The 10,486-nt window shown below is 53.5% G+C and carries 10 protein-coding genes and 1 pseudogene; 7 read left to right on the top strand and 4 right to left on the bottom strand.

The genetic code is table 11. The features are described from left to right. Positions 1-120: 120 nt before the first annotated feature. Together SD70_RS10380 and SD70_RS10375 are read right to left on the bottom strand one after the other, a co-directional pair. On the bottom strand, positions 121-573 hold the full coding sequence (locus SD70_RS10380; protein ID WP_041047480.1) for a MarR family winged helix-turn-helix transcriptional regulator: 453 nt from the start codon (positions 571-573) through the stop codon (positions 121-123). Positions 574-738: 165 nt separating this feature from the next. Then, positions 739-1,644: a LysR family transcriptional regulator gene (locus SD70_RS10375; RefSeq protein WP_197080985.1), complete on the bottom strand. Its 906-nt coding sequence runs from the start codon at positions 1,642-1,644 to the stop codon at positions 739-741. Between the two features lie 119 nt (positions 1,645-1,763). Here SD70_RS10375 and tkt point away from each other — a divergent pair. The 4 genes and pseudogenes from tkt to SD70_RS10360 all read left to right on the top strand — a co-directional run. Further along, positions 1,764-3,286, top strand: a pseudogene (gene tkt / locus SD70_RS10370) (transketolase); the annotation flags it as partial. A 6-nt stretch (positions 3,287-3,292) separates the two neighbouring features. Continuing rightward, positions 3,293-3,778 (top strand): transketolase-like TK C-terminal-containing protein, encoded by a 486-nt coding sequence (locus SD70_RS40285; RefSeq protein ID WP_394297951.1) that lies wholly within the window; start codon positions 3,293-3,295, stop codon positions 3,776-3,778. A 49-nt stretch (positions 3,779-3,827) separates the two neighbouring features. Then, positions 3,828-4,106, top strand: coding sequence for a DUF2277 domain-containing protein (locus tag SD70_RS10365; protein ID WP_041047479.1), 279 nt, complete (start codon positions 3,828-3,830; stop codon positions 4,104-4,106). A gap of 84 nt (positions 4,107-4,190) precedes the next feature. Continuing rightward, positions 4,191-5,048 carry an MBL fold metallo-hydrolase gene (locus tag SD70_RS10360; RefSeq protein WP_041047510.1) on the top strand — a complete coding sequence of 286 codons (858 nt, stop codon included), beginning with the start codon at positions 4,191-4,193 and terminating at the stop codon, positions 5,046-5,048. A 19-nt stretch (positions 5,049-5,067) separates the two neighbouring features. Here the strand turns inward: SD70_RS10360 and SD70_RS10355 are convergent, their stop codons facing one another. Then, on the bottom strand, positions 5,068-5,883 hold the full coding sequence (locus tag SD70_RS10355; RefSeq protein ID WP_041047478.1) for a DUF2935 domain-containing protein: 816 nt from the start codon (positions 5,881-5,883) through the stop codon (positions 5,068-5,070). Between the two features lie 17 nt (positions 5,884-5,900). Beyond that, positions 5,901-7,070, bottom strand: coding sequence for an alpha-hydroxy-acid oxidizing protein (locus SD70_RS10350; RefSeq protein WP_231571142.1), 1,170 nt, complete (start codon positions 7,068-7,070; stop codon positions 5,901-5,903). 179 nt (positions 7,071-7,249) lie between these two features. On the opposite strand from SD70_RS10350, the gene SD70_RS10345 reads away from it, so the two are divergent. From SD70_RS10345 to SD70_RS10335, 3 genes are all read left to right on the top strand, one after another. Further along, positions 7,250-8,593, top strand: coding sequence for an ABC transporter substrate-binding protein (locus SD70_RS10345; protein ID WP_041047477.1), 1,344 nt, complete (start codon positions 7,250-7,252; stop codon positions 8,591-8,593). Between the two features lie 114 nt (positions 8,594-8,707). Then, positions 8,708-9,559: a carbohydrate ABC transporter permease gene (locus SD70_RS10340; RefSeq protein ID WP_082053250.1), complete on the top strand. Its 852-nt coding sequence runs from the start codon at positions 8,708-8,710 to the stop codon at positions 9,557-9,559. Next, on the top strand, positions 9,556-10,374 hold the full coding sequence (locus tag SD70_RS10335; RefSeq protein ID WP_041047476.1) for a carbohydrate ABC transporter permease: 819 nt from the start codon (positions 9,556-9,558) through the stop codon (positions 10,372-10,374). The genes SD70_RS10340 and SD70_RS10335 overlap by 4 nt, the downstream gene beginning before the upstream one ends. Positions 10,375-10,486: the final 112 nt, after the last annotated feature.

Raw genomic sequence — 10,486 nt, 5'->3', positions numbered from 1 at the left:
TCTTTTCCTTTCCCTGGATTGATGTTCTGGTCATTATATCGGTCAGGATTCGGACAACCATTACCGTCAGTTTTTGGACATTACGTATTAGCGGAAACAATATAGCTCCTTTATATAAAATCAATAATTTCTCTTATTTCCCTTTTTTACAAATTCCCAATCAATTTCTATATTTTTTCTAACTCTTTGAAGAAGACGAAAAATGGTTTCCGCTTCTCTTTCGGAAAATCCTGATAATGCGACACTATTCGAATGATCATTTTCTCTTTTTATAAAAGGAAATACATGTTTCCCTTTTTCAGTTGGAAAGAGTTTATTTATTTTTTTGTTATGTTCATCATCTTTCTTTTCGATAAAGCCATTGATTTCAAGTTTTTTTATTGCACGAGCTGCGGTTGTCCGGTCTACTTTAATCATTTCTGCTAACTTTTCTTGAATGATTCCCGGGTTTTCACATATTCGGACAAGGTACAAATACTGCCCTTTTGTAAGGTCATATTCTTTAAATTCTATATTGCTTATAGAATCTAATGCCCTGGCAATCATTCCAATTTCACGAAGGATTTCCTTCATATATGCAACTCCATCGATTTCTTTTACTAACCAATACTTTTAATGAATATTATAATATTTTTATTGCATTTACAACAAAATAAATCTTTCTTAACAGAGCGATACGACACAATCGGATGCGCCTTATGGCAGCATGCGATTTTTTTATACAGCTTAGCGCCCGACTCAGCTGCGCGCCTCGCCAGGCTCGACGTGCAAATACTGCCGCAAAAACGTTGTTGTCGCCGGAGTAAGGCGGCGGTTTTTCAAAACGGCAACGCCTATTTTGCGCGGAGGAATCGGTTCCGCCAGCTTCACTTCGGCGAGTGTGCCGCGCTCCAATTCCGCCTGGACGAACTGTTTCGTGACGAAGGAAATGCCGAGGCCGGCTTTGGCAAATTCAATCAATAAGTCGACGCTGGCGAGCTCGATTTCCGGTTCGATGCGAACGCCGTGCGACAGCGCGAATTCGTGTACGAATTTGCGGGAGCTGCTCGTTTTCGAGAACAAAATGAGCGGGTATTGGACCAGCTCGCGGAGCGGGATTTCGGCTTGCGTCAAATGAAAAAAGCGGGGCCCGGCGACGAAGCTGTCTTGGACCGCGATCGATTCATGAACGATTACCGCATCGTCTTGGACAGGGAGGCGGACAATGCCGAAATCGATTCGTCCTTCCTTCACATAACGGATAATTTCCGGAGTCGTCCCATGCATCAAGTCGAGGCGAATTTGCGGATAGTCGTTGCAGAAGCGGCCTAGCGCCGGAAGCAAGTAATATTTGCACAGCGAGTCGCTGCTCCCCAGTCTCAGTTCGCCGCGCATCAAATTTTTGATTTCCGCCAGCTGCCGTTCTCCCGCTTCGAGCAAATAAAACGCCTGCTCGACCTGAGTGTAGAGCAGCTGGCCTTCCTCCGTCAGCCGCACTCCTTTGGCGCCGCGATGAAACAAGGTGACCGCCAGCTCGTTTTCCAGCTGCTTGATGGCGTGGCTTACGCTGGGCTGTGTAATAAACAAGCGTTCCGCCGCTCTGGACAAGCTTTGCTCCCTGGCCGTCCAATAAAAAGCGCGATATAACTCCAGATTGGCAATCATTATATCCCTCATCTATAGCTGGTATATGTAATATCGATTTCATTAATAGCTCTTTTCTCATTATAATCGGGTTAACAAAATTTGATAAGCATTCATGGAAGGGAGCCTGACCCAGGACAATGATGAACAAAGAGCTTGAGCGCAAAGCTGTAACGACGATCCGAACGCTGGCTATCGATGCGGTGAACAAAGCGAATTCCGGACACCCGGGCATGCCGATGGGGGCGGCGCCAATGGCTTACGTGCTGTGGTCCCTCTTTATGAAGCATAATCCGGCTAACCCGGATTGGATCAACAGAGACCGGTTCGTTCTTTCGGCAGGACACGGTTCCATGCTGCTGTACAGCTTGCTGCACTTATTCGGATACGGGCTTTCTTTGGAGGAGCTGCAAAACTTCCGCCAATGGGGCAGTCTGACGCCGGGGCATCCCGAATACGGCCATACGCCGGGCGTTGATGCCACTACCGGCCCCTTGGGCCAAGGGTTCGGAATGGCTGTCGGCATGGCGCTTGCGGAAGCCCATATGGCGGCAACGTATAATCGCGACGGCTTTGCCGTCATGGACCATTATACGTATGCCATTTGCGGGGACGGGGACATGATGGAGGGGATCACGGCGGAAGCCGCATCGTTGGCCGGACATCTGAAGCTTGGTAAATTGATCGTTTTGTACGATTCCAACGATATTTCATTGGACGGCGACCTCAGCATGTCGTTTTCCGACGATGTGCAGAAGCGTTTTGAAAGCTATAACTGGCACGTGCAATTGGTGGCGGACGGCAACGACCTGGAGCAAATCGGCAAAGCGATCGCTGCGGCGCAGAACGACGATCGGCCGTCGCTCATTGAGGTCAAAACGACATTGGCTATGGAAGCCCGAACAAGAGCGGTAAAGCCGGCGAACACGGTTCGCACGGAGCGCCCCTCGGCGCAGAAGAAGCGGTGCTCACCAAGCAGGCTTACGGTTGGCCGGCTGAGCCCCATTTCTTCGTACCTGACGACGTGAAGGCGCATTTTGCTGAGCTGCGAAAGCAAGGGCAGGCGAAGGAAGACGCCTGGAACAGCTTGCTTCAAGCTTACCAGCAAGCCCATCCGGAGTTGGCCAAACAGTTTGACACAGCAATCAGCGGCGTATTGCCGGATGGCTGGGATGCGGACCTTCCGCTGTATCAACAGCACGACAAGCAGGTCGCTACCCGGGTCGCATCGGAGAACGCACTGAATGCTATCGCAGCGAACGTGCCTTTTCTCATCGGCGGTTCGGCGGACTTGGAAACGTCAACGAAGACGGGAATGAGAATGTCCGGCCGCTTCTCGAAAGACGATTACAGCGGGCGAAACATTTTTTTCGGTGTGCGGGAGTTTGCTATGGGGGCGGCTGCCAACGGCATGGTGCTGCACCGGGGAGTGCGGGCGTTCGTCGCAACGTTTTTCGTATTTTCCGATTACTTGCGCCCTTCCATCCGCTTGGCGGCGCTCATGAAGCTGCCGGTCACTTATATTTTTACCCACGACAGCATCGCCGTCGGCAAAGACGGACCCACGCACGAGCCGATCGAGCAGTTGGCCGCGCTGCGCTGCATTCCGGGCATGACCGTCATTCGGCCCGCCGATGCCAACGAGACGAGCGCGGCTTGGCAGTATGCGATGCGGCATCAATCCGGTCCGTGCGCGCTCATTTTGTCGCGCCAGGCGTTGCCCATTCTGGCGGGAAGCTCCGCATGGGCGTTCGACGGAGTGGCGAGAGGCGCATATGTGTTGTCCGACGCGAAAAACGGCAAACCGCAAGCGCAAATTATCGCCACAGGCTCCGAAGTTCAGCTGGCGCTCAACGCTCAAAAGCAGCTGGAGGAACAGGGGACGCCTACCCGCGTCATTAGTATGCCGAGCTGGGAATTGTTCGACAATCAGCCGCAAGCCTACAAAGATTCGGTCATACTTCCCGACGCACCGGCAACGCTCACGGTTGAAATGGGCTCCACGCAAGGATGGCACCGCTACGCGGGCACGCGCGGGGCCGTCATGGGCATCGACCGCTTCGGAGCTTCCGCCCCGGCTGCGGTACTGATCCGCGAGTACGGATTTACGGCGGAACAAATCGTGTCCCGGGTGAAGGCGTTGCTGGCCAAATAACGGCCATGGTATCATGAAACAACAATACCAACTAACCAAGGAGGACGCCATGTGCCGCAGCATTAAGACGCTCTTTAACTTCGATCCGCCGGCTTCCGATGACGAAGTAACGGCGGCTTCGCTCCAATTCGTGAGAAAGCTGTCGGGCTTCACCAAACCGTCCAAAGCGAACGAGGAGGCGTTCAATCGCGCTGTCGAGGAGGTGGCTGCGGCCGCCCGCAAGCTGATGGATTCGCTCGTCACGAACGCCGAGCCCCGTAATCGCGAGACCGAAATTGAGCGCGCCCGCGCCAGATCGGCGAAAAGGTTCGGAACCGGCGAGAGCTGAAGGCCGGTTTTCCGTTGCATAGCTTTGTCCAAACTTTGGAAACCTAACGTTGCCAGTCTACAGACGGAGGTTATGGTTTCGAACATGGACAAAGATATGTTGTACGGAAGCGATTACAAATTTATTCCCGCAACTTCCATAAGCAGCGGCCGCGGCTTGGAAGTGCTGCCCGACTTGTACTGCCATACGGTGCAAATTGTGAATATTTGTTTGCTCGGAAATCCCGATACGAACGATTTTGTTTTGGTTGACGCAGGCATGCCCGAATCGGCGGACGAAATCGTTTCTGTTGCCGAAGAGCGTTTCGGCGCAAACAGCCGTCCCAAGGCTATCGTCTTGACGCACGGCCATTTTGACCATGTCGGAGCTATTATCGATTTGGTGCTCCATTGGAACGTACCCGTGTACGCGCATGAATTGGAGCTGCCTTTCCTGATCGGCGTAAGGCGTTATCCCGAACCGGATCCGACTGTCGAAGGCGGTATGGTCGCCAAGTTGTCCGGATTTTTCCCGAACGAACCCGTCAACTTGGGAAGCCGTGTCGCCCCGCTTCCGCCGGACGGGAGCATACCGCAATTGCCGGGTTTTCGCTGGATTCATACGCCAGGCCATACGCCCGGACACATTTCTTTATTCCGAGATGCGGACCGGGCACTTATCGCGGGCGATGCGTTTGTTGCCGTCAAGCAGGACTCGCTGTATAAGGTGCTTACGCAAGAGCCGGAAATCAGCGGGCCTCCCGTATATTTTACGCCGGATTGGCTAGCAGCCGGGGAATCGGTGAAGAAATTGGAGCAATTGAAGCCGGCTGTCGCTGTGACCGGCCACGGAGCGCCTGTGTCGGGCGACATGCTGGCGAACGGATTACAGCGGCTGGCTCGCGATTTCGACCGGATTGCCGTTCCGCAGTATGGCCGGTATGTCGACGGGAATAACCGCTGACGCGGAAAGCGGAAAGACTTTAAAGCTCGGAGGCACGCGGCTCGCCAGGGTCGCAGGGCGGAGGCGCGGCGCCGGTCGATTCGGCAAGCTTGCGGAGATAGTAGCATTCTTCGCGCGCCATATGATCGGCCATCAGAGGCGAAATGATGCCTAACAGTTCATGCCGGACGGAGAGCTCTTCCAGTTCCTTCAAAAAATCTTGGAAAATGACCAATTCCAGCCCGACATCGCGATGAAAGCGGCGCAATGCGGGAAAATCGTTCAGATGAGCGCGCAAGTAGCCGGCCAGCTCGACCGCCTTCATATAGAAGTGCCCGAAATGCGTCTCGAAGCGCTCTCCTTTGTGCTTCAATTGTTTCTCGGTCACGTCGAGATTGGCGGATATGATCGCCGCATGCGCCGAGGCGTCGGATACCCACAGCAGATGATGGTGAAGCGGATGCTCCTGAGGGGCCATCCGGCCTTGAACCAGAAAACCGAGAATGCGCAAATATTCGTCGAGCTCGTTGACCATATGATTGAAAAACGTTTCGCTCAGCCCCACGGCGACTTCGCCAAAGAGCAGCTTTCTTAACAAATCAAGCTTGAACTGCCGCAGCTCGCCCGTATAGTGCTGCGCTTGCCGGCTGAGCTGAACGATGCCGTCCGAGGCTAACTGTCCGCGCGCCTGCTCCAGCAAATGATCGAATATTTGCATAAAACGATGCGCATGCGCGATGTTGGCCATTTCGACCGGGGCGAGAGAACGGTATATGAATCTGGCGTGGTCGCCCATAATTTGCAGCCAGAACCGGTGCTCGTACAGAGCGACTTGCTCGAAATCGGAGCCGTTCATCCGCGTTCCTCCTTCCGTTATGTGGAACGTACCAGCAAAGAACTGTTCAGGCCGGAGACGGAGCATATGCCGGCATTGGCCATCGATATATCAAGTTCGGCGATCAGGTCGCTTACCACCCGTGTTACCCCCACTTCTCCCGCAACAGACAAAGCGTAAACGTACAGTCTCCCTACAAGCACAGCCGAGGCGCCCAGCGCCAAAGCTTTCATCACATCGGCACCGCGCCGGATCCCGCTGTCCATCAGCACGGGAATGCGCCCGCGGATGCGTTCACAGACGGATGGCAGCGCTTCGAGCGCAGAGATCGTTCCGTCCAGCTGCCTCCCGCTATGGTTGGATACGACAATGCCGTCCGCACCGGCAGCGAGAGCCTGTTCCGCATCGACCGGATGGAGAATCCCTTTGAGTAAAATCGGAAGGCGGGTGATGTTCCGAAGCCGGCTGAGCCCGCGCCAGGTAAACGCCGGATTGTAAAAAATGCGAAACACTTCGTTTAATATGTACGAGTGATCGGCATAATAACGCTTCGGAATGCCGGCCATGAATACTGGATCGGTAATAAAGTTGGTGACGGCATGCGGAAACATGATCGGAAAATAGGCGTTGCGCAAATCCGGTTCCTGCCAGCCTTCCAACGGCCGGTCTACCGTAATGACGATAGCCGAGTAGCCGGACGCTTCCGCCCTTCTTATGAAGCTTTCCGCCACCTCGAAGCTTTTCGGCGGGTAGAGCTGGAACCAGCGAACGGCATCTCCCATAACCGCGGCGACTTCTTCTATCGAGCGCGACGATTCCGTGCCGAGAATAAAAGGCACGCCCAGAGAGGCGGCCGCGCGGGCGGAAGCCGCCTCCGCTTCGGGATGAAAGAGCGCTTGCCTTCCTATAGGAGCGAGCAGGACAGGGGCAGGAAACGTCACCCCGAGCACCTTAACCGAAAGGTCTCTTTTCGCAACGTCTTGCAAAAACCGGGGAACGATGCGCCATTGCCGAAAGGCTTCTTCATCCCTTATTTTCGCGTCTTCGCTTCCGGCCGCGCCAGCCAAATAATCGTACGTTCCGGGGGCGAGACAGGCGCGGGCGCGAAGCTGCCATTCTTCCGGGCTTACCGGCAAACGCAACGGCCGCGGAATGGCGTATTCCATATTGAGCTTGTTCTGCATCTCCGGCCCGTAATTGTCCGACACGTACAAGCCCCTCCCCGGCCTCAAGCCTTCATTTAATCGTATTGCCCGCACACCGTGTTTATGATAAGTGGAAAATAGCGCTTTGAAAGTGGATTTCAACCATTTGTAAGCGTTGCCAATTATGCTAGCATGAAGGGGAGAAGCAAAGCTTCCGAATCGTCAAAGGGAGGATAGGTAACATGAGAAAAGCGGTTATTACAGCATTGACCGTCATCATGGCATTCTCCATCGTACTTATGGGCTGTTCGCAGCGGCCGACGCAAGGAGCCGGCTCGAACGGGAGCAGCGCAGCAGCGCCGCCTGCCGACGCCGGGGCTAAAAAAGACGATACCGCCAAAGCGGGCGGCAGCTCCGGCGGGGACAAAATCCGTCTCACCGTATACAGCACGGTCAGCACCACAGCGATTCAAGACGTTATGAAAGGCATTGCCGGCGACTTTATGAAGGAAAATCCGAACATTCAAGTGGATTTTCAATTCCCGGGCACGGAATATGAAAACATCCTGAAAGTCAAGATGGCCGCCAACGATTTGCCGGACGTGTTCGATACTCACGGCTGGGCGATTATCCGCTACGGCAAATATTTGGCCGATCTGAGAGACCAGCCTTGGGCTTCCAAGCAGACGGATACGGTGAAAAACGTTGTCACGGACAAGGACGGCAAGGTGTACGCCCTGGTCATGAGCGAAGCGAAGGACGGCATTTCCTACAATGCCGACATCTTGCAAAAATACAACATCGACGTTCCGAAAACGTTCGACGAGCTGATGGCGGCAGCCGAAAAGATCAAGACGCAAAGCAAGGGAGAGATCGACCCGTTCTTTATGTCCGGGATCGACAACGGCATGATCGGCGGATTTCTCGATTTATACGCGACGCCGCACTATATCAGCACGAAAGAGAACGATGCGCAAAACTTGCTCGACGGCAAGTTCGATTGGAACAAATGGACGCCGCTCGCGCAAAAGCTGCTGGATATGAAAAATAAAGGATACATCAATACCGATGTGCTTACCGCAAAACGAAGCGATGTCCCGCAGCGGTTCGCCCAGGGCAAAATCGCCTTTATTACGGGAGCTCCTTCGTGGGCGGACGACGTCCATAAAATCAATCCTAACGTGAAAGTCGGGATTATGCCGATCCCTTCCGTCGCACCCGGCGACGAGCCGACTTTCTCCGGCGGCGAACGGTATACGATGGGGGCATGGAAAGACGGAAAGCACCTGGCCGAATCGAAGAAGCTGATCGACTTCTTCGCCAAGACGGAAAATATGGAGAAGATGGCCAACGCGACCAAGATTCCTCCGGGACTTAAGGATGTTGGCTCCAAGCACGAGTTCTCCGAATACTACAGCAAATATGCAGGCAATCGCGTATTCCCGTACTTTGACCGGGTCTACCTCCCGAACGGCATGTGGGACGTGATGTGCAAGACGGGCACCTCGCTCCTCGCCGGAACGGTCACGCCCCAGCAATTCTCCGAAAAAATGAAGCAGGAATACGAGCGTCTCCGCAACAAATAAGCGGCGAATCGGGAGGTGCGGCATTTGGCGGAAACAAACACATTATCCGTGCCGGACAGCCGGACGAAACGGTCGATTTCCGGTTATACGAAGCGGTTTATCCGCAAAGGAACTATGCTGAATCTGCTTTACTTGCCGGCGCTCATCCTGTTTATCGTATTCATTTTTTATCCATTTCTTAAAGGCATCCAAATTTCGTTTACGAACTGGAACGGCTACAATCAGGATTACAAGTGGGTGGGCTTTAGAAACTACGCGAGACTGGCGAACGACCCCGATATCGGCAAAATTATTAGAAATACCGTGATTTATGGCGTCGGAAGCTCGATTTTTCAAAACATCATCGGACTGCTTTACGCTCTGTATTTAAACATGAATATCCGCATCCGAGGGCTGGTCAGAACGATCATATATTTGCCGGTCATTATCAGTTCCCTCATTATGGGCTATATTTGGTACTTCTTTTTCCAGTATCAGGGCGGCGCCATCAACGATATTTTGCTTCTGTTCCAGGATAAGCCCGTGAACTTGCTCGGCGACCCGAATATCAACGTATGGATCATTACGTTTGTAAACACGTACCAATATTTGGGTATTGCGATGGTCCTGTTTTTGGCAGGCTTGCAAACGATCCCGAAAGATTACTACGAGGCGGCCACCATCGACGGCGCCGGCCCGTTCTCGCGATTCGCCCACGTCACTTGGCCGCTGCTCGCCCCGGCCTTCACCGTCAGCATGGTTCTCAATCTGATCGGCGGCCTGAAGCTGTTCGACGTCATCGCGGCACTGACCAACAGCGGCCCCGGCTATGCGTCGGCGTCGCTGTCCACCCTCATTTATTTGCTGTACTTCGGGCGGGAAGATGCCGGTTACGCGGCTACCGTCGGCATTCTCATGTTTGTGATGATTTCCGCCGTCAGCATGATCTCTCTGATTTTCCTGCGAAGGAGGGAGGTTTCCGCATGAAGCTGAGCGGAAAAAAGCTGACCGTCATCCCGTCTCTGGCCATCTGTCTCGTTCATATTTTGCCATTTTATATATTGGTCACTACCTCGTTTAAGGCCATGGACGACTTGAGTTCCAAATGGATCATGCCCGGTTATTTGTACCTCGACAATTTCATCAACGCCTGGGAGCATGCCAGATTGGCGACGGCTTTTAAAAATAACATCATCGTCGCGCTGGTTGCCATAACGTTCATTGTCATTCTCGGTTCCATCGCGGCCTACCCGTTGTCCCGCCGGCAAACAAGGTGGAATAAATTCGTCTACATGCTGTTCGTATCCGCATTAATCGTGCCGCCTTTGACGAGCTTGGTGCCGCTCTATAAATTCGTCGTCGATCTTGGCGGCATGAACCGGTATTGGGGCATTATTTTGCTGCATGTTACGTTCCACTTGCCGATGACGATCTTTTTATACACCGGGTTTATCGGCACCATTCCGCGCGAGCTTGACGAGTCGGCGATGATCGACGGCGCGGGACAGTTCGGGTTGTTTTACCGAATCATTTTGCCGCTTTTGATGCCGATCACGGCGACCGTCATTATTTTGCACGGCGTTTCGATTTGGAACGATTTTCAGTTCTCGCTGTTCTTTTTGCAGAAACCGGAATTGAGAACCGTTACCGTCGCCCTTTCCAGCTTTTTCGCCGAAGACAGCAACATGATCGGGTGGGTCGCCGCAGGCTCCTTTATGGGCGCGCTCCCGATGACCGTCCTCTATTTGTTCCTGCAGCGTTACTTTATTACCGGGCTTTCGGCAGGCGCAGTGAAAGGGTGAAGCGAGCCGCCGTGCCCAGGCTGCCCGAGAAAGGCGGAGCGGAGGATGGGAATGTAGGCCTTGGAGCGCAGCGTGCGTCTGTGAACTCGTGTTCCAACCGTGGTTTCATCAT

Source organism: Gordoniibacillus kamchatkensis (assembly GCF_000829455.1).
Classification (GTDB): Bacteria; Bacillota; Bacilli; order Paenibacillales; family NBRC-103111; genus Gordoniibacillus; species Gordoniibacillus kamchatkensis.
Note: the sequence above shows the minus strand (reverse complement) of the source record. Positions and strands in the feature narration are given on the sequence as shown.